This window comes from Pseudomonas sp. Root562 (assembly GCF_001427125.1).
Taxonomy (GTDB): Bacteria; Pseudomonadota; Gammaproteobacteria; order Pseudomonadales; family Pseudomonadaceae; genus Aquipseudomonas.
On the sequence record NZ_LMGK01000024.1, the window covers coordinates 61,732 to 80,262 of the forward strand.

Sequence of the window (18,531 nt, forward strand, 5' to 3'; positions counted from 1 at the left end):
CGAGTCTTTACTCAGAACAACCCGTCACTCTCGGGCAGTTCATACTCCGATACCGCCGTACTCAAGCTGCCCGACTTGCCCGGCTTGCCCAACGTCGGCTCTTTCTCCAGGCACTCCACCAGGTAATCGATCAACACCCGAAGCTTGGGCGGCAGGTATCGGGTTGGCGAATGCAGTAACCAGGCGCCGCCGTGGTAGGACGCCAGGAAGGTCCAGTCCGGCAGCACTTGCACCATCAACCCCTTCTCCAGGGCTCGGCGCGCCGTGAAGTAAGGCAGGCTGCCAATGCCGATGTGCTGCAATACCGCGCCAAACCGCACGCCCGTGTGATTGGCGGCATAGCGCCCGCGCACGCCGACAGTGACCAGCTTGTTGCCTTTCTTGAACTTCCACCGCGCATCGCTCGGGGTTTCCCCCAGATAAATGCAACTGTGGTTGAGCAAGTCATGGGGATGAGCCGGTGTTCCATGTTCGGCCAGATACTGCGGTGTCGCGCAGAGCATATGGTCGATCGTCAGCAACTGACGCCCCACCAACCCAGCAGGCGGCCGATCGGTAATGCGTATCGCCAGGTCGACGTGATCGTCGATCAAATCCACCTGACGATCCTCGAGCAACAACTCCACATCCACTTTCGGATAACGGCGCAAGAACTCCGGCATATGCGGATGGATCACGATCCGACCCACCGCTTTCGGCACACTGAGACGCACCACCCCCTCTGGCTCATCGGTGAACTGACCACTGATCTCCATCACTGAACGGGCAGCGTTGACCATCTCCTGGCACCGTTTGAACACCTCTTCCCCGCCGTCGCTCAAACGCAGCTTGCGCGTGGTGCGTTGCAGGAGTCGCGTCGCGAGCGCTTTCTCCAGTCGCGAAATACTGCGGCTGACCGCCGAGGGTGAAGAGCCCAATTGACGTGCCGCTTCGGAGAAGCTGCCGGTCTCGACAACCTTGACGAAAATCGCCATTTCACCAAGAAGAGGCAACGGTAGATTTATGCTCACAACGCAACAGTCCTTTGATGTTTGAACGGATTATCACGCTATTCCACCCTTCATATAATAAAAAACAGAATTTTTTATTCGAGCACGGAACATGACGCTTCGCCTGTTTTTCCATAGTGATGAGCTCAAGGCCAACGTGGAAGTCCTGGACTGCACGCCACACGAGAGCGAATTCGCCGTGGTACTGCGCGCAACACTGTTCCACCCGCAAGGCGGTGGGCAACCCTTCGATACCGGCTGGATTGGCGAAAGCCGAGTGCTGCGCGTAGTCCAGGACCCGGACCGGATCGTCCACTTCGTCGACAGTCCGGTAAAAATCGGTATGACCCAGATCCGGATCGACGAAGAGCGTCGCCATTTCAATACACGCATGCATTCAGCCGGCCACCTGATCGGTCATTTCGTCCAGGCCATGGGCTGGATGCCGATCAAGGCGCATCACTGGCCTGGCGAAGGGCGTGTGCAGTTCAAACCGACGGAATCGGCCCGGGAAGTTGAAGCGCAAACCCTGCAGGGAGGCATCGAGCAGTGGATCGCCCACGACCTGCCGCGCTTGATATCACTGCGCGAAGGCGCCCGGGAAATAGGTTTCGGTGAACTGCCCGCCTACGGTTGCGGCGGCACCCATGTACGTAGCCTCAAGGAATTGGGCACGGTCACGATCGAATCCCTTTCGCAAAAGAAAGGGACGTTATCCGTCCACTACCACGTGGACTGAGCCTTTGGGCGATGGCCCCCAAGCCATTGCCCGACGCCGGGAGGAGCCTGCACTCGCAGGCTTCGTCGACTCTCTGATAGATGGACCTGAGACATGATGCTAGACGTCGAGCGTCTCGATGAGACGTGCATAAAAAAACTGGCCAATGAAGAAGTCCTCGCCATACGCGTAAAAAATTGGCTACCCACGCCGTTGGCGATGCAGATTGGCGACAAGATCCTCGCACCCGGCTTTGAAGGCTATATCAACGCGCCCAGTATCGGCCGTATCGGCATGGCGTTTTACGAGGCGGAAAACCAGCCGCTGTTGATAGAGGATTATTTCGAACGCGCCACCCGCAACATCGCGGAATTACGCAACCGGTGTGCGCCCTACCCGTCGCCGGTCGACACCCTGCGCTGCATGCTCGACGAATCCTGGCCGGCGGGAGCGCACCTGGAAAACCTCTACGGACGCAAGATGTACGTCGGACTCTCCCGCGTGGTGAAACCCGGTGTGTGCTTTCTTGCCCATCACGACATCTTCGCCAAGGACGCCCCGGACAGCTTCCAGGCCAGAAGCCTGGAGGCGCAGTTCGCCTGCAACGTCTACCTGAACATGCCCACCGAAGGCGGTGCTCTGCAGATGTGGGACGACGACATTTCCCCGGAACAATTCGACGAAATGCGCGGCGACAGTTACGGCATCGAACCGGCTTTGCTTGGTACGCCAGCGCTGGAGATTCTCCCCGCTCCCGGGGATTTCATCATGTTCAACTCCCGCCGCATGCACTCAGTGACCCCGGGCGTGGCCGAACCACGCCTGAGTCTTTCATTTTTTGTCGGCTATCGCGGCACTGCTTCCCCCCTGACTTTCTGGAGTTGAGATGCTTTCAAATTACCTGGGTGAATTTCTGGCGCTGGCAATCGTGCACTTTCTCGCCGTGGTCGCCCCCGGTCCGGACTTCGCCGTAACCATCCGCCAAAGCGTACGTTTTGGCCGATGGGTGGGGATCTGCACCGCACTGGGCATCGGCGCCGGCATTTCCGTGCATGTGCTGTATACGGTGCTGGGCGTCGGCGCTTTGATGCACACCACGCCATGGCTGCTCACGGTGGCCAAGGTCGTGGGCGCCGCCTACATCCTGTATCTGGGCGTCAGCCTGATTCGCAGCCAGCCCAGATCCGTACTCGAGGGCGATAAAATCACTGATGAACCGGTTATCCAGCAGACATCGCTGAAGGCCTTCACCACCGGTTTTCTGACCAACGCCACCAACCCGAAGGCCACACTGTTTTTCCTGGCGATTTTCACCACGCTCATCAGCGCCACCACACCACTGAAGATTCAGGCGCTCTACGGGGTGTGGATGTGCCTGGTAAACGCCCTGTGGTTTGTGATCGTGGCGCTGTTCTTTTCCAGCTCCAAGGTCAGACTGCTGTTCATGCGCATGGGCCATTGGTTTGAACGCACCATGGGTGTGGTCCTGATTTTGTTTGCGGGGCGGTTGATGTTGTCGATGTAAACGCGCAGCAACTCCGATCTGGGCTTAGAAGAGTGGCGGCAAGATTCTGCCCCTCTTCGACTCCGTGAACCCTGGACCTCTGGCGAGAAGGCTTACGGTTCGATCCTTAAACTACTCACTCAATCGCAACTTTAGCCTGAGTAGTGGCAATCACCCTGTCGCCATAAGTAGCGTTGCAGACCACATCACAGAGTTTTCCGTCAGTAGACACGGAGGAGAAACAAGCACTGAACAGCAGTTGTTTATCGGCAGAAACCAGCTCGTCTGCCGCTAATGTCACATGTAAAAGCCTAAAGGGAGTAACCCGACCCACCTTATGATCCAGTAGCCGAGACATGACCTGACTCAGACCATACATGACAACTGCCACGGGCCACGTCGGGTAGTCAGGGAAGTGTCCTTCACACCTGGCTGCCGAGAACCCAACACTTTCAGCAGTGATCTCCTGCTCACTCAACGTAAGCACCGACAATGGGAACGCTTCAGCGTATGGAGAACTAACAGAGCTCGAGGTAGTGGGCACTAGATGGTTTGAGAAGAGCTTTTGAAATGTCTTTTCTGACAGCACTTGGTAATCCACGGACAACTCTGCGTACAACTGCCCCTCGATCAACAGCTCGGTTCTTGCGAGCACCCTTTTTCGTGACCTTTCAACGATCTTAGCCCGAGCGGTCATCAACGGAGTTCGTCCATACCTCATGGGGTTGTACCGCAAATCCCAGTGAGCTCGTGAGGCCAAGTAATACACACGCTCTCCTTCAACCTGCGCCAGCGCAGCAGCGCACGACCCCAGGATAGCCAAGTGGCGCCCGGCCTCGGCCGTAGCCAATGGTCCGAGCTCGCTCCCCAGCGGTTGCTCAGGCTTGAAATCCCCCCAGATATCCCACTCGCCAGAGACTTTGTAGAGCGAATCAAATGCAAAATATGGGCGCTGTACTGCAATGCTCGTGGCCATCTGCGCCATGTTGACCGCAGTTCGATCTTTCTGAGTTGGAATCTGGAACACCTGACTCATGGCTGCCTTTCTTCCTATCGGTGATGACAAGAACATTGCTTGACCCTGTGGCACATCTAAACAGTAGGGCAAAACCTACATGACCGAACCTGTCAAAAATTACAGTTCGACTGCAAAGACGACCGACGGCACCAGATTGCGGTCCACCCCTTCCGGGCAGCCCAGGTCTTCGAGCTTGGCCAGCCAACAAGAAATGGAAGTGTCATTGCTTGGCCCCGTTGGGGCCTAGAACAGCGCCAGCCCCCAAAATTTTGAGGGTGGAGTTCTTACCGGAAGAACACGCGCAAACAAAAACGCCGCTCATTGCTGAGCGGCGTTTTTGTTGAATATGGAGCGGGAAACGAGACTCGAACTCGCGACCCCGACCTTGGCAAGGTCGTGCTCTACCAACTGAGCTATTCCCGCAAATGGCGTCCCCTAGGGGACTCGAACCCCTGTTACCGCCGTGAAAGGGCGGTGTCCTAGGCCACTAGACGAAGGGGACACGCTGCCCGGAACACATGGTGTGTGTTTCGGTGCCCAGACCCGCATCCGAAGACTTGGTTCTGGTTTCACTCAGCCCTGCCCGAAAGCAACGCTGTTTAAAATTGGAGCGGGAAACGAGACTCGAACTCGCGACCCCGACCTTGGCAAGGTCGTGCTCTACCAACTGAGCTATTCCCGCATTGGCGTCCCCTAGGGGACTCGAACCCCTGTTACCGCCGTGAAAGGGCGGTGTCCTAGGCCACTAGACGAAGGGGACACACTACAACATTCACTCCCTGCTTCGTTTCGCTGTGTGCTTTACGCTGCAAGTGGCGCGCATTCTATGGATGGATTGAGAGGTCGTCAACCCCCTGATATAAATTTATTTAAATCAATGACTTCGCCCTGCTTTGCGGCACTAATCCGGATTTTCCGCCGCCCGGTGTTTGGCGCCTATATTCTGACACTCGCCAAGGCGTTATAGTCGGCGTCGTCAGTGATGGCAATCCGCCCTATCGATGCCAGCATTCATATAAGAAGACTGCGGCCGATACAGAATGAGCCACATCGACCCAACTCGTCGAGCGGCCCTAGGCGCCTATATGCCAAGCCACTACACTCGCACGCGAACCCTAAAAAGAGGTCTTACCGGTGACACCACTCATGATCACCCTGCTCGTCGTAGCCGGGATCGCATTATTGATCGCCATTGGCTACATCAACCATGTGGTGGAAAACAACAAGCTGGAAAGGGCCCGTACCAAGGTTGAGCTCAATGATCGCCTGCGTCGTTGCGGCGAAATCACCGAGACCTTCCCCGGCCAATTGATGACACCGGCACTCAAGCTGCTGCTGACCCGCCTGGAGCTGAACGTCTGCCAACGTCTGCTGAATCTGGAAAAGACCAGTTCCAACCTCAAGGCAAGGATTGGCGAGCTGGAAACCCTGGTCGCCCAGGGCGAATCGATTCCGGTCAACAACCCGCCGGCGCCGATCCAGACCGAGGCCAAGGCCAAGGACGTACGCTTCCTGCTCGAAGCCTTGCACGGCCAGATTACCCGCGCCGCACAAGACGGTTTCCTGCCGCCTAACGAAGCCAAGCGCTGGATCCGCGAGGTCCGCCATATTCTGGTGCTGCTGCACATCGAGTTCTTCAACAACCTCGGCCAGCACTCGCTGCAACAGAATCAGCCCGGTCAGGCGCGCCTGGCGTTCGAACGTGGCGTGCAGTACCTGCGAAAACAGCAGGAACCGCAGATCTACGCCGAGCAACTGGAATACCTGGAAAAACTCCTGGCCCGTGCCAATGCGCAAGTCATGGACCGCATTGCCCCGGTAGAAGGCGAAGTCAACCAACTGACCGAAGGCCTCAAAGACGTCGAGGCAGATGCGGACTGGAAAAAGAAAGTGATCTACGACTGATCACTCGTTAAAAAAAACAAGCCACCGGGAAGGTGGCTTTTTTTGGGCTGGATATGAGGTGGGCGTACCGCTGCGGGTAACAGGTCGGCTGGCAGGTCGCTATCGCTGCGATGCGGCGACCCGACAAGCCAGCTCCCACAGCGATTGAGGGCGACCAGAAATCAAAGCCTGAAATGCCCCACCATCCCTTTCAACTCAGTCCCCAACTGCGCCAGTTCGATACTGGATGCCGCATTCCCCTGCATCGCCAGCGAAGACTGATCGGCACTGGCACGAATACTCGTGACACTGCGATTGATCTCCTCAGCCACTGAGCTTTGCTCCTCGGCTGCCGCCGCAATCTGTTGGTTCATCTGCTGAATCAAAGAAACTGCCGCGGCAATGCTCCCCAGCGCGCTCTCAGTTTGCAGCGCATCGCTGACCGCCAGCTTCACCAATTCGCCGCTGCTCTGAATCTGCTGCACCGACGTCTGCGCCGCTGCCCGCAAGGCGCTGACCAGCCGCTCGATTTCCTCGGTGGATTGCTGGGTCCGCTTGGCCAGGGCGCGGACTTCGTCGGCCACCACCGCAAAGCCCCTGCCCTGCTCACCGGCACGGGCGGCTTCAATGGCGGCATTGAGCGCCAGCAGGTTGGTCTGTTCAGCCACACTTTTGATAACACTGAGTACCGTGCCGATATTCTGGATTTCCGCACTCAGGCTTTCGATGCTTGAACTGGCTGAATTGGCCGAATCGGCCAGTTGCTCAATCCGCACCATGCTTTGGCGCACCACTTGCTGGCCGCTCTCAACCTTGCCATCCGCCGTTTGCGCAGCCTGTGCCGCCTCCTCTGCGTTACGCGCGACATCGTGAACGGTGGCGGTCATCTGGTTCATCGCCGTGGCGACTTGTTCGGTTTCTTCCTTCTGACTGCTGACTTCAAGATTGGTCTGCTCAGTGACTGCCGACAGCGATTGCGCCGACGATGCCAACTGTTCGATGCCTGCCTGCAAACCGCTGACGATCTGGCTAAGACCCGCGCCCATCTGCTGCATCGCGTGCATCAGTTGGCCAATCTCGTCGCGACGGGTGACTTCGACAGTCCCGCTCAGATCCCCCGAGGCAATCTGCTGCGCCACACGGATAACGCTGCGCAGCGGCTCCACGATCAACCGGGTAATCGCCCAGGCGGCGATCAACCCGACCAGCAGCGCCAGAGCCGAAGAACCGATGATCAGCAGCGAATTCTTTTTCAGTTCCGTTTGCATCGATTGGTCTTCGGCGATGTACGCCTGGTCCACCCGTTCCACCACTTGGCCGGCACGCTCATGCAGTTGCTGATAAACGTTTTTTTCCTGCTCCAGTAAACCGGTGTACTCGGCGAGCTTGTCGTTGAAACTGGCGATATGGCCGGTCACTTCATTGAGAACCGTCTGATATCCCTCATCCTTGACCGTGGTTTTCAATTGCTCGGCCTGGGTCAGTGCTTGACTGGCCTGTTCGATCTTGCCCTGTCCTGCACTGTCGTCGCCCTTGCGGCTCTGGTCCAGGCGTACGCGCGCTTCATTCATGGCCTGGAGCATCAGGCGTGAAACCTGACTGACCTGATTGGCCTGCTCGATAAACTGCGCGCCGTCCTTGCCTTCGGAATCCTTGAGGGTGTAAGCGCCGTCATCGGCAAGCCCCGACTGCAACACATCAAGATTATTGGCAACGCTGGAGACCGACCAACTGGCCATTTCCAATGCCAGATCCTTGGCCTGGCTCAGCGAGACAAACTCGTCAAACGCCTTGCGATACGCCGCCAGGGACTGCTCGACGTCAGTCATCACCGGGACGTTCGCTGCCGACTCAGCCTTGAGCTGATTCGCCAGCGCGATCAGGCCGTCCACGCCTTCACGCAAAGCGTCGGCTGTTTTCGGGTTGCCGTGCAAGGCGTATTCCTGCTCCAGCAGCCGCACTTTGAGCAGACCACTGTTGAGTGATGACATCTGCTTGAGCCCATCGAAGCGCTGGCTGATGGTGTGCAAGGACCACACGCCAATGGCCGCCACCAAGGCAGTCAACAGCAGCACAAGCACAAACCCGCCACCCAGTTTCTTTGCCATACCGAGGTTGGCAAAACGTCCTTGCACGGCCGAAATCATTGCACGTAGTCCCCTGCCATAGTCTATGGATGCAGATTCGCAACGGGCCTGTGTCAACACAAGTCTCTGGCGCCTGAATAATGGCAAAAAGCTACGTCAACGTCGTTTTCAGAACGCTAGAGGTCGATTCACAGCGGTGGCCTGAAAGAATGCCCTGGCTCGCGGATCGCAAGCACAAGCCACATTGATGCGCTGCCAATCACTGGCTTCCCCCGTGGGACTGAATGCCGTCGCGCACGACAACACAACCCCGTGGCGTTGCGCCTCGGCTCGCACCCGGGCGCAGTCCATCGATCGTGAGCGCGCCCAGATGAACAAGCCGGCAGCGGGCTTGCCAAACACCTCCCACTCGGCGTCTTCAAGCAACTGCAAGGCAGCCTGTCGATCAGTGTTCAAGCGCTGTCTTTGGCGCTTCACCAACTTGCGATACGCGCCGCTGGCCAGCAGGCAGGCCAGCACCGATTCACAAAATCGGGATGCACCCATGCTGCTGATCATCTTGACTTCGGCCAGTCGTGCAATCACTTCGGCACTGGCCACCACGAAGCCGACACGCAAAGAACTGCTGAGGGTTTTAGAGTAGCTGCCGACATAAATCACACTGTCATCCATGGCGGCGAGACGCATGCCGGTACCGCTGTGAAGATCGGCGAAGACATCATCTTCGATCAGCATCACCTCCTGTTTTTTTGTCAGCTGCAGTACTCGTTGCGCCACCACAGGGACCAGGCTGCCGCCCGTAGGGTTGTGATGGAAGCTGTTGATGAACATTCCCTGCGGGCGGTGCTCGAGCAGTAGTTGTTCGAGAACGGCGACGTCTGGCCCATGCGGCGTTCGCGGTACCTCGAGCATGCGGATACCGTGCAGCCTGAGCAGATCGAACAACATCGGGTAGCCCGGACTCTCGACCACCACGCAATCCCCCGGCTTGAACAGCGTCCGCACGATCAGATCCAAACCCTGGCTGGCGCCTGCGGTGGTTACGATTCGATTGTCTTCAACATCGATGCCCAGCGGTTTCAGGCACTTGAGGATTTGTTCGCGCAGGGCGGGCAACCCCAAGGGTGAACTGTAGTTGAACAGGCCGGCCATATCGGTGCGGCTGACCTGGCGGATCGCATAACTCAAATCATCCGTCTCGCGCCAACTTTCGGGCAGCCCGCCGTAGCCCAGTTGCAGTTCAGACGAAGCTCCAGGTTTTACTACTGCGCCTTCAAACCACAAGTCATCCTGTCGACCCTGGGCTGCGGGGGCTGGGGCTGCCACAACGAAACCGGCGCCCTGGCGAGACTCCAGCACGCCTTGCACCACCAGACGTTCGCATGCCTCGACGACGCAGGATTGGCTGAGCAGGTTGATTCGCGCGATGCGTCGGACTGGCGGCAAGCGCGCGCCAGGCGCCAACTCATTGCAATGCAGCCAGCAGACCAGTGCGTCGACGATTTGCTGTACGACCGGCACCAATGCCTGTCGATCGATTCTCAATTCCATGAGCAAAAAAACTCCTGTGGATTCTGCCGAAAGCAGTTAATCACAGGAGCTCGTTGCGGGATGTGCGACAACGCCGCCAAAACCCCGGGTTTTAATCATTTGAAACACACTGCCCGGCGTATTCACCAAACGGAAAAAAATCTGTGGAAGTGAGTCTGCTCACTCCCGCAGATTGCGTTTTCAGAACGCCGTGACACCGCCATCCACCGCCAATGAATGCCCCGTGGTGAACGCAGCGCCATCGCTGCACAGGTACAGCACTGCGCTGGCGATTTCCTCAACCTTGCCGATGCGACCTACCGGGTGCATGGCGTTGGCAAACTCGCCTTTCTTCGGGTCGGCTTCGTAAGCGCGGCGGAACATGTCGGTATCGATCACCGCCGGGCATACCGCATTGACGCGGATCTTTTTCTTGGCGTATTCGATGGCGGCGGATTTGGTAAGACCGATCACCGCGTGCTTGGAGGCCGCGTAGATACTCATCTTCGGCGCGGCGCCGAGGCCAGCCACCGAAGCGGTGTTGACGATTGCGCCGCCGCCCTGTGCCAGCAACAACGGCAACTGATACTTCATGCACAGCCAAACGCCTTTGACATTGACGCCCATGATCGCGTCGAACTCCTCGACAGTGCCTTCGGCCAATTTGCCTTTTTCGATCTCGATGCCGGCGTTGTTGAAGGCATAGTCGAGACGGCCGTAGGTATTGATGACTTCATCCATCAGGTTTTTTACTTCGCTTTCAAGGGTGACGTTGCATCGCACGAAGCTCGCTTCACCGCCTGCCGTGCGAATCAGTGCCACCGTTCCTTCGCCGCCCGCCGTGTCCATGTCGGCGACAACCACCTTCAAGCCCTCGGCGGCGAACGCCTGGGCGGTGGCACGGCCGATACCATTGGCGGCGCCCGTCACTACGGCTACCTGACCGGAAAACGTCATGCTCATTGTTATGTCCTCGAAGAGAGTTGGCAGGGGATCGCGTTTTTCCAGTCTAGCCACAGCGGCCCCGGGCAAGGCAGCACTATCAGGTGGCCGGTTGCCTGCCCATGAGTTGCAGTGATGGAACTGCCGTACCAACTATCACTGCACTGGATAAACCTGCATTCGCCGCATCAGCCAAACTTGCGGCATCGCCCACGAAGGTCTATCAACAAGGCTTCATTCATCTTGAGTGCCTGTCATGACATCCCAGACCAATCGCCAGTTCCTGCTCGCCAAACGCCCGGTGGGCGCAGCAACCCGCGAGACATTCACCTATCAGCAAGTACCGGTCGGCGAACCGGCGGCAGGTCAGATCCTGGTCAAGAACGAATACCTGTCCCTGGATCCGGCCATGCGTGGCTGGATGAACGAGGGCAAGTCCTACATTCCGCCGGTGGGGCTCGGCGAGGTGATGCGCGCCTTGGGCGTCGGCAAGGTGGTTGCCTCGAACAATCCGCAGTTCGCCGTCGGCGACTATGTCAACGGCGCGCTGGGCGTGCAGGACTATTTCCTCGGTGAGCCGCGGGGTTTCTACAAGGTCGATCCGCAACTCGCGCCGCTGCCGCGTTACTTGTCGGCGCTGGGCATGACCGGCATGACGGCTTATTTCGCATTGCTGGATGTCGGTGCCCCGAAGGCCGGTGAAACCGTAGTGCTTTCGGGCGCGGCCGGAGCGGTGGGCAGCATTGCCGGGCAAATTGCCAAGATCAAGGGATGCCGTGTGGTCGGCATCGCCGGCGGCGCCGACAAGTGCAAATTTCTGATCGAGGAACTGGGCTTCGACGGCGCCATCGACTACAAGAGCGAAGACGTCGTCGCCGGCCTCAAGCGCGAGTGCCCGAAAGGCGTCGATGTGTATTTCGATAACGTCGGCGGCGATATCCTCGACGCAGTACTCAGTCGCCTGAACATGAAGGCACGCGTGGTGATCTGCGGCGCCATCAGCCAGTACAACAACAAGGAGGCGGTCAAGGGCCCGGCCAACTATCTATCGTTGCTGGTGAACCGCGCGCGCATGGAAGGCTTCGTGGTGATGGATTACGCCGCACAATTCGCCACGGCCGCGCAAGAAATGGCCGGTTGGATGGCCAAGGGGCAACTCAAGAGCAAGGAAGACATTGCCGAGGGACTGGAGACGTTCCCCGAGACGCTGATGAAATTGTTCAGCGGGGAGAATTTCGGCAAGTTGGTTCTGAAGGTTTGACGCTGTAACCGACTCAAAAAAAACCCTGTGGGAGCGGGCTTGCCCGCGATGAGGGTGTGTCAGTCGAAATCAATGTTGACTGACACGCCGCTATCGCGAGCAGGCTCACTCCTACAGGTTTTAGCGGTGTTTAGGCCAATTCAGCAACCACGGCTGCCAACGCCTTGGCCGGATCGGCTGCCTGGCTGATCGGACGGCCGATCACCAGATAGTCGGAGCCGGCGTCCAGCGCCTGACGCGGGGTCAGGATGCGGCGCTGGTCGTCCTGGGCGCTGCCCGCCGGACGAATCCCCGGGGTCACCAGTTGCAGCGACGGGTGCGCCGACTTCAGGGCCTGGGCTTCCAGGGCCGAACACACCAGACCGTCCATCCCGGCTTTTTCCGCCAGTGCGGCCAGGCGCAGCACCTGCTCTTGCGGTTCGATGTCCAGACCGATGCCCGCCAGGTCCTCGCGCTCCATGCTGGTCAACACGGTCACACCGATCAGCAGAGGCTGCGGGCCGCTGCGCTTGTCCAGCACTTCACGGCAGGCCGCCATCATGCGCAGGCCACCGGAGCAATGTACGTTGACCATCCACACGCCCATTTCCGCTGCCGCTTTCACAGCCATGGCTGTGGTGTTGGGAATGTCGTGGAACTTGAGGTCCAGGAACACTTCGAAACCCTTGTCACGCAGGGTGCCGACGATTTCCGAGGCGCAGCTGGTGAAGAGTTCTTTACCGACTTTGACCCGGCACAGTTTCGGGTCCAACTGATCGGCCAGCTTCAGTGCGGCGTCACGGGTAGGGAAATCCAGGGCGACGATGATAGGAGTCTGGCAGGCGGACATGAGTGGGCTCTCAGGCAAGTCGAAATCGGCGCGCATTGTAGCGGAACCAGCGGCGCTGCGGGACCCGATGATCGGTAAATCGTTGATCGCGTTCAGGCAAGCCAGCCATTTTTTGCACAACGCGGCCATGGCGGCGAGTCAATAACGCGTTGGGGTTGTCTTCGCCCCGCAAAAAAAGGCGCAGCGCGAAGACCAACCGAATTTCAGTTGAGGGTTTGTCCTCAACTCTGGATCTCCCCAGAGGTAATCCGGGCAGACCGCTGACTCAGCGTTTGCGCAAAATCACGCTACCGATCGAGTAACCGGCGCCGAACGAGCTGAGTACCGCCAGCGAGCCGGCCGGCAGGTCGTCCTGGTTCTTGTGGAACGAAATCACCGAACCGGCAGAACTGGTGTTGGCGTAGGTATCGAGAATCACCGGCGCTTCCTGTTCAGTGGCATCGCGTCCGAGCAGCTTCTTCACGATCAGGTGGTTCATGCTGAGGTTGGCCTGGTGTAGCCAGAAACGCTTCACATCGCTGACGTTGAGCTGGTTTTCCTGCAGATGCTCACCGATCAGCTCGGCCACCATCGGGCAGACTTCCTTGAATACCTTGCGGCCTTCCTGGACGAACAGTTTGTCCTTGGCACCGATACCCTCTTCCGCTGCGCGGTTGAGGAAGCCGAAGTTGTTGCGGATGTTGTTGGAGAACTTCGTCAGCAGCTTGGTGCTGACGATGTCGAACTGGTACTCGGACGTGGCCAGGTCAGCGCGTTCGATGATCACGGCGGTGGCCGCATCGCCGAAGATGAAGTGACTGTCGCGGTCGCGAAAGTTCAGGTGGCCGGTGCAGACTTCCGGGTTGACCATCAGGATCGCCCGGGCCTGGCCCAGTTGCACGCTGTTGGCGGCCGTCTGGATGCCGAAGGTCGCTGAGGAGCACGCCACGTTCATGTCGAAACCGAAACCCTGGATGCCCAGCGCTTCCTGAACTTCAATGGCAATGGCCGGGTAGGCGCGTTGCAGGTTGGAGCAGGCGACGATCACGCCGTCGATGTCCGCGGCGGTCTTGCCGGCGCGTTGCAAGGCTTGTTCGGCAGCGCCGATGGCCATCTGGCACAGCACCGACCATTCGTCATTGGAGCGTTCCGGCAGGCGTGGTGCCATGCGTTGCGGGTCGAGGATGCCTTCCTTGTCCATGACAAAGCGGCTCTTGATGCCGGAAGCCTTTTCGATGAACGCTGCGCTGGATTCGGTCAAGGCTTCGATTTCGCCGCGTTCGATAGCGTCGGCGTTGTCGGCATTGAATTGAGCCACATAGGTATTGAAAGACTGCACCAGCTCTTCGTTGGAGATGCTGTTGGCCGGGGTGTACAGGCCGGTGCCACTGATGACGACGTTATGCATGGTCGTGTCTCTAATCTGTTCAGGCAGAAAGCATTGGCACCGTCGTACCAATACACAAAGGGTCTATTCCCATCCCGGGGACGCAAACCTGGCATCGCTTTATTCAGGCCTGCCCGCAGCGGCGAAGGCTCAAAACCGCGGGGCCGGCGTTTATAGGCGCGAAGTTTGCCATAAACCTTGGATTTTGGCGCCTTTTTGCTGGATGAACCCTCTGTTACAGCCGCCAGAATAAACCTGTGGGAGCGGCGGTGCGACGTTTCGACTTGCCCGCGATGACGGTGTATCAGGGCACACCGTTGGCGACTGACACGCCTTCTTCGCTGGCAAGCCAGCTCCCACAAGGTATTGCATCCGCCCCGGCCTACGGCTCGACTTGCGCCCACTGCTTGTTCAGGCGTTTGTCGGAGATCGGCACCTTGGTCCCCAATTGCTGGGCGAACAGCGAAACCCGGTATTCCTCGAGCCACCAGCGATACAGCTCGAGCTGCGGATCGCGCTTGCCTTCCTGGGCGTGTTTGTTGGCGCGGGTCTGGTATTGCGTCCACAGGCCGGACAATTCGCCACTCCATACCCGGTCCCGTTGCACCTGGGCGCCGATTTTTTCGAAGCGCTGCTCAATCGCCTTGAGATAGCGCGGCAACTCTTTGAGCCATGGCATCGGTGTTTCGCGGACAAAGCCCGGATACACCAGATGACTCAACTGTTGCTTGATGTCGTTCAGGGCCACGGCCTGTGCCAGGTCGATCTTGCCCTTGAAGCGTTTTTGCAGGCCATGCCAGAGTTTGAGGATTTCCAGCGTCAGCTTCGCCACCCGCTCGGCATGCTCGGTCCAGGCGCCACGCTTGCGCTCGGCCAGCGACGCCAACCCCGCGCCGTCACGGGGCAACGGGTCTTCGCCCTCGAGAATGCAGCTGTCGAGGCTGGCCAGCAGAATGTCTTCCACCAGTGCGTCGACGCGGCCCATGTCGCGGTACAGCAGGCCCAGTTCAGTCAGGCCCGGCAACTTGCCGCGCAGGAACTTCGCCGGTTCGGCCAATTGCTGCAGCAACAACCGCTGCAGTGCGCGACGATGCTGGAACTCGGCTTCGGCCGGGGTCGAGAACCGCCCTTCCTTGACCGTGCCCGCCTCTTCCACCAGCGCCGGGTAGACCGTCATCGACAGCCCGGCGATCTTCTGCTGGGTTTTTTCGGCCACCGCGGCAAACACTTTCGGTTCCACCGGCTGCTGGCTCTTCGCGGTTTGCGGCACCGCCAACGCAGCCTGGCTCGCTTCGGCGAAACGCGCCGTCAGTTCAGCCAGATCGCGACCTTCGCCGAGGAACTTGCCCTGGGCGTCGACGATTTCCAGGTTCATCCGCAGATGGCTTTCGACCTGCTGCGCCGCCTCGCTCCAGGCTTCATCACTGACGCGGGCGCCGGTCATGCGCAGCAGCTCGCGCCCCAATGCCTGCGGCAATGAGCCCTCGGCAAACGTCATGCGCTGCAAGGCTGCCTTGACGAAGTCCGGCACCGGCACGAAATTCTTGCGCAAGGCCTTGGGCAGGTTGCGCACCAGGGCAATGCACTTGGCTTCGATCAGCCCCGGCACCAGCCATTCCAGGCGTTCCGGTGGCAGCATCGGCAACAGCGGCGCCGGTACGCGCAGGGTCACGCCGTCGCGCGGGTGATTCGGTTCGAAGTGGTAACTCAGGGCCAACTCCAGATCGCCGATGTGCAGCGTGTCCGGGTAATGCTGCGCGGTGACTTCACTGGCTTCGCGGGCCAGCACGTCTTCTTCGCGCATGATTAGCAGCTGCGGGTCTTTCTGGCTGTTGATCCGATACCAGCTGTCGAACGTCGCGGTCTGGTGAATTTCCGCCGGCAGCCGCGCATCGTAGAAGGCGTACAGGGTTTCTTCATCGGCGAGAATGTCGCGGCGACGGGCCTTGGCTTCCAGTTCGTCGAGCTGCTCCAGCAGCTGCTTGTTGGCGGTCAGGCACTTGGCTTTCGATTGGATTTCACCGCGCACCAGCGCTTCGCGGATAAACAGCTCACGCGACACCACCGGGTCGACCGGGCCGTAATGCACCGGCCGGCGACCGACCACAATCAGCCCGAACAGGGTGATCTGCTCGAACGCCACGACTTGCCCGCGCTTCTTCTCCCAATGGGGTTCGAAGTGGTTTTTCTTGATCAAATGCCCGGCCAGCGGTTCGATCCAGTCGGCATCGATCTTCGCCACCATTCGTGCGTAAAGCTTGGTGGTTTCCACCAGTTCGGCCGCCATCAGCCATTGCGGGCGTTTTTTGCCAATGCCCGACGACGGGTGAATCCAGAAGCGCCGCTGTCGGGCGCCAAGATAGTCGCCGTCCTCGGTTTTCTGGCCGATCTGGCTTAGCAGGCCAACCAGCACCGCTTTGTGCAGTTTGGGATAGTCCGCCGGCTCTTTGTTGAGACTCAGCTGCATGTCGCGGCAGATCAGGCTCAACTGGCGATGGGAATCTCGCCATTCGCGCAGGCGCAGGTAATTCAGGAAATTCTTGCGGCACCAGTTACGCAGCGGACTGGCGGTCAGCGCCTGGCGCTGTTCTTCGAAACCGCGCCACAGATTGACCAGCCCGGCGAAGTCCGAGTCGGCGTCCTTCCATTGTGCGTGGGCCTGGTCGGCCGCTTGTTGACGCTCTGGCGGCCGCTCGCGCGGGTCCTGGATCGACATGGCGCTGGCGACGATCAACACTTCCTGCAAGCTGCCGAGCTTGGCCGCTTCGAGCAACATGCGCCCCATGCGCGGGTCCACCGGCAATCGCGCCAGTTGACGACCGAGCGGGGTCAGTTGGCTGTTGCGGTCCACCGCCGAGAGCTCTTGCAGCAGGTTGTAGCCGTCGCTGATGGCCTTGCCATCCGGCGGCTCGATAAACGGAAACGCAGTGACCTCGCCGAGGCGCAGGTGCAGCATCTGCAAAATCACCGCCGCGAGGTTGGTACGCAGAATTTCCGGATCGGTAAATTCCGGACGCCCGAGGAAATCTTCTTCGCTGTAGAGCCGTACGCAGATGCCCGGCTCGACCCGTCCGCACCGGCCCTTGCGCTGGTTGGCGCTGGCCTGGGAGATCGCTTCGATGGGCAGACGCTGGACCTTGGCGCGATAACTGTAGCGGCTGATGCGCGCGGTGCCGCTGTCGATCACATAGCGAATGCCCGGCACAGTCAGCGAGGTTTCGGCGACGTTGGTCGCCAGCACCACGCGACGGCCTGGATGCGACTGGAAAATCCGTTGTTGCTCGGCTGGCGACAGCCGCGCGTACAACGGCAAAATCTCGGTGTGCTTGAGCTGGGCCTTGCGCAGCATGTCGGCGGCGTCGCGAATTTCGCGCTCGCCCGGCAGGAACACCAGCACGTCGCCGGGGCTGCGGCGTTCGCTGCGCTCGTAAGCGGCGATTTCGTCGAGAGTCGCGAGAATCGCCTGATCCACAGTCAAGTCGTCCTCGACGCGGTTGCCCTCTTCGTCCTGTTCCAGGGTCAGCGGGCGATACCAGGTGTCCACCGGGAACGTTCGGCCGGAGACTTCAACAATCGGCGCATCATCGAAATGCTTGGAGAAACGCTCAAGATCGATGGTCGCCGAGGTGATAATGACTTTCAGGTCCGGACGGCGCGGCAACAGGGTTTTCAGATAGCCGAGCAGGAAGTCGATGTTGAGGCTGCGTTCGTGGGCCTCGTCGACGATGATCGTGTCGTAGCGTTCCAGGTAGCGGTCGTTCTGGGTTTCCGCCAGCAGGATGCCGTCGGTCATCAGCTTGATCAGGGTATTGGAGTCGCTTTGATCCTCGAAGCGCACCTGATAGCCGACCAGCGCGCCCAACGGTGTGCCCAGTTCTTCGGCGACCCGACTGGCGACACTGCGCGCAGCGATCCGGCGCGGTTGGGTGTGGCCGATCAGGCCGTGTTGGCCGCGACCGATTTCCAGGCAGATTTTCGGCAACTGGGTGGTTTTGCCCGAGCCGGTTTCGCCGGCGATGATCAGCACCTGATGCTTGAGCAGTGCCTCTTTGATTTCGTCGCGTTTGGCGGCGATCGGCAGGCTGTCGTCGTAACGAATCACCGGCAGGCTGGCGCGGCGGGCCAGCACCTGATCACTGGACGCCTGCAGGCGCGCCACCCATTGGGCCAATTTGGCTTCGTCGGGTTTCTTGCGCAGCTCAAGCAACTGCCGCCGCAGCCGGTGGCGGTCGGCGAGCATGGCGTGATCGAGGTTTTTCAGCAGTTTGTCGATGGAGGGCGATTCGTCGGTCATCGGGGATGCAATTCAGTCTTCTAGTGGCGCAGGGCGCGATTGTCGCAGATTTGGCCACTTCTGTGGCGAGAGGGCCTTTGTGGCGAGGGAGCTTGCTCCCGTTCGGCTG

13 protein-coding genes, 4 tRNA genes and 1 pseudogene are annotated in these 18,531 nt (G+C 59.3%); 5 read left to right on the forward strand and 13 right to left on the reverse strand.

All coding sequences use genetic code 11. The features are described 5' to 3' along the window. Window positions 1-11: 11 nt before the first annotated feature. Window positions 12-1,010, reverse strand: a complete 999-nt coding sequence (locus ASD60_RS21765; RefSeq protein WP_056855958.1) for a LysR family transcriptional regulator — start codon at window positions 1,008-1,010, stop codon at window positions 12-14. 91 nt (window positions 1,011-1,101) lie between these two features. Between ASD60_RS21765 and ASD60_RS21770 the strand changes: the two genes are divergently transcribed. From ASD60_RS21770 to ASD60_RS21780, 3 genes are all read left to right on the forward strand, one after another. Beyond that, entirely contained in the window at window positions 1,102-1,728 is a 627-nt protein-coding gene (locus ASD60_RS21770; protein WP_056855959.1) for a hypothetical protein, read from the forward strand. A gap of 93 nt (window positions 1,729-1,821) precedes the next feature. Beyond that, window positions 1,822-2,592, forward strand: a complete 771-nt coding sequence (locus ASD60_RS21775) for a 2OG-Fe(II) oxygenase (RefSeq protein ID WP_056855960.1) — start codon at window positions 1,822-1,824, stop codon at window positions 2,590-2,592. Between the two features lies 1 nt (window position 2,593). Continuing rightward, window positions 2,594-3,232 carry a LysE family translocator gene (locus ASD60_RS21780; protein WP_056855961.1) on the forward strand — a complete coding sequence of 213 codons (639 nt, stop codon included), beginning with the start codon at window positions 2,594-2,596 and terminating at the stop codon, window positions 3,230-3,232. A gap of 115 nt (window positions 3,233-3,347) precedes the next feature. Here the strand turns inward: ASD60_RS21780 and ASD60_RS21785 are convergent, their stop codons facing one another. From ASD60_RS21785 to ASD60_RS21805, 5 genes are all read right to left on the reverse strand, one after another. Then, on the reverse strand, window positions 3,348-4,247 hold the full coding sequence (locus ASD60_RS21785; protein ID WP_056855962.1) for a hypothetical protein: 900 nt from the start codon (window positions 4,245-4,247) through the stop codon (window positions 3,348-3,350). A gap of 329 nt (window positions 4,248-4,576) precedes the next feature. Further along, a tRNA-Gly gene (locus tag ASD60_RS21790) sits at window positions 4,577-4,652 on the reverse strand. Window positions 4,653-4,655: 3 nt separating this feature from the next. Then, window positions 4,656-4,731 (reverse strand) — tRNA-Glu (locus ASD60_RS21795). A gap of 104 nt (window positions 4,732-4,835) precedes the next feature. Continuing rightward, window positions 4,836-4,911: transfer RNA gene (locus ASD60_RS21800), tRNA-Gly, on the reverse strand. 2 nt (window positions 4,912-4,913) lie between these two features. After that, window positions 4,914-4,989, reverse strand: a tRNA-Glu gene (locus tag ASD60_RS21805). A gap of 386 nt (window positions 4,990-5,375) precedes the next feature. Here ASD60_RS21805 and ASD60_RS21810 point away from each other — a divergent pair. Then, window positions 5,376-6,134, forward strand: a complete 759-nt coding sequence (locus ASD60_RS21810; RefSeq protein WP_056855963.1) for a hypothetical protein — start codon at window positions 5,376-5,378, stop codon at window positions 6,132-6,134. Window positions 6,135-6,295: 161 nt separating this feature from the next. Here ASD60_RS21810 and ASD60_RS29950 read toward each other — a convergent pair whose 3' ends face one another. The 4 genes and pseudogenes from ASD60_RS29950 to ASD60_RS21825 form a co-directional block, all read right to left on the reverse strand. Beyond that, window positions 6,296-7,177, reverse strand: coding sequence for a methyl-accepting chemotaxis protein (locus ASD60_RS29950; RefSeq protein ID WP_442966022.1), 882 nt, complete (start codon window positions 7,175-7,177; stop codon window positions 6,296-6,298). Then, window positions 7,154-8,260, reverse strand: a pseudogene (locus ASD60_RS29955) (HAMP domain-containing protein); the annotation flags it as partial. The gene ASD60_RS29950 and the pseudogene ASD60_RS29955, both read right to left, overlap by 24 nt. 108 nt (window positions 8,261-8,368) lie before the next feature. Continuing rightward, window positions 8,369-9,751 carry an aminotransferase-like domain-containing protein gene (locus ASD60_RS21820; RefSeq protein ID WP_056855965.1) on the reverse strand — a complete coding sequence of 461 codons (1,383 nt, stop codon included), beginning with the start codon at window positions 9,749-9,751 and terminating at the stop codon, window positions 8,369-8,371. 180 nt (window positions 9,752-9,931) lie between these two features. After that, complete coding sequence (locus ASD60_RS21825; protein ID WP_056855966.1) at window positions 9,932-10,693, reverse strand: SDR family oxidoreductase; 762 nt, start codon at window positions 10,691-10,693, stop codon at window positions 9,932-9,934. Window positions 10,694-10,928: 235 nt separating this feature from the next. On the opposite strand from ASD60_RS21825, the gene ASD60_RS21830 reads away from it, so the two are divergent. Further along, window positions 10,929-11,933: an NADP-dependent oxidoreductase gene (locus ASD60_RS21830; RefSeq protein ID WP_056855967.1), complete on the forward strand. Its 1,005-nt coding sequence runs from the start codon at window positions 10,929-10,931 to the stop codon at window positions 11,931-11,933. Window positions 11,934-12,063: 130 nt separating this feature from the next. On the opposite strand, the gene pyrF is transcribed toward ASD60_RS21830, so the two are convergent. From pyrF to hrpA, 3 genes are all read right to left on the reverse strand, one after another. After that, window positions 12,064-12,762: an orotidine-5'-phosphate decarboxylase gene (pyrF, locus tag ASD60_RS21835; protein ID WP_130931720.1), complete on the reverse strand. Its 699-nt coding sequence runs from the start codon at window positions 12,760-12,762 to the stop codon at window positions 12,064-12,066. 265 nt (window positions 12,763-13,027) lie between these two features. Beyond that, window positions 13,028-14,149 carry a beta-ketoacyl-ACP synthase III gene (locus ASD60_RS21840; RefSeq protein WP_056855968.1) on the reverse strand — a complete coding sequence of 374 codons (1,122 nt, stop codon included), beginning with the start codon at window positions 14,147-14,149 and terminating at the stop codon, window positions 13,028-13,030. Window positions 14,150-14,510: 361 nt separating this feature from the next. Next, entirely contained in the window at window positions 14,511-18,422 is a 3,912-nt protein-coding gene (gene hrpA, locus ASD60_RS21845) for an ATP-dependent RNA helicase HrpA (protein ID WP_056855969.1), read from the reverse strand. Window positions 18,423-18,531 lie beyond the last annotated feature (109 nt).

What these genes read in the sequence shown, in the direction of transcription:
- ASD60_RS21770 (WP_056855959.1), top strand. Translation starts at nt 1,102, where the DNA reads ATGACGCTTCGCCTGTTTTTCCATAGTGATGAGCTCAAGGCCAACGTG.
- ASD60_RS21775 (WP_056855960.1), top strand. Translation starts at nt 1,822, where the DNA reads ATGATGCTAGACGTCGAGCGTCTCGATGAGACGTGCATAAAAAAACTG.
- ASD60_RS21780 (WP_056855961.1), top strand. Translation starts at nt 2,594, where the DNA reads ATGCTTTCAAATTACCTGGGTGAATTTCTGGCGCTGGCAATCGTGCAC.
- ASD60_RS21785 (WP_056855962.1), bottom strand. Translation starts at nt 4,247, where the DNA reads ATGAGTCAGGTGTTCCAGATTCCAACTCAGAAAGATCGAACTGCGGTC.
- ASD60_RS21810 (WP_056855963.1), top strand. Translation starts at nt 5,376, where the DNA reads ATGATCACCCTGCTCGTCGTAGCCGGGATCGCATTATTGATCGCCATT.
- ASD60_RS29950 (WP_442966022.1), bottom strand. Translation starts at nt 7,177, where the DNA reads ATGCACGCGATGCAGCAGATGGGCGCGGGTCTTAGCCAGATCGTCAGC.
- ASD60_RS21820 (WP_056855965.1), bottom strand. Translation starts at nt 9,751, where the DNA reads ATGGAATTGAGAATCGATCGACAGGCATTGGTGCCGGTCGTACAGCAA.
- ASD60_RS21825 (WP_056855966.1), bottom strand. Translation starts at nt 10,693, where the DNA reads ATGAGCATGACGTTTTCCGGTCAGGTAGCCGTAGTGACGGGCGCCGCC.
- ASD60_RS21830 (WP_056855967.1), top strand. Translation starts at nt 10,929, where the DNA reads ATGACATCCCAGACCAATCGCCAGTTCCTGCTCGCCAAACGCCCGGTG.
- pyrF (WP_130931720.1), bottom strand. Translation starts at nt 12,762, where the DNA reads ATGTCCGCCTGCCAGACTCCTATCATCGTCGCCCTGGATTTCCCTACC.
- ASD60_RS21840 (WP_056855968.1), bottom strand. Translation starts at nt 14,149, where the DNA reads ATGCATAACGTCGTCATCAGTGGCACCGGCCTGTACACCCCGGCCAAC.
- hrpA (WP_056855969.1), bottom strand. Translation starts at nt 18,422, where the DNA reads ATGACCGACGAATCGCCCTCCATCGACAAACTGCTGAAAAACCTCGAT.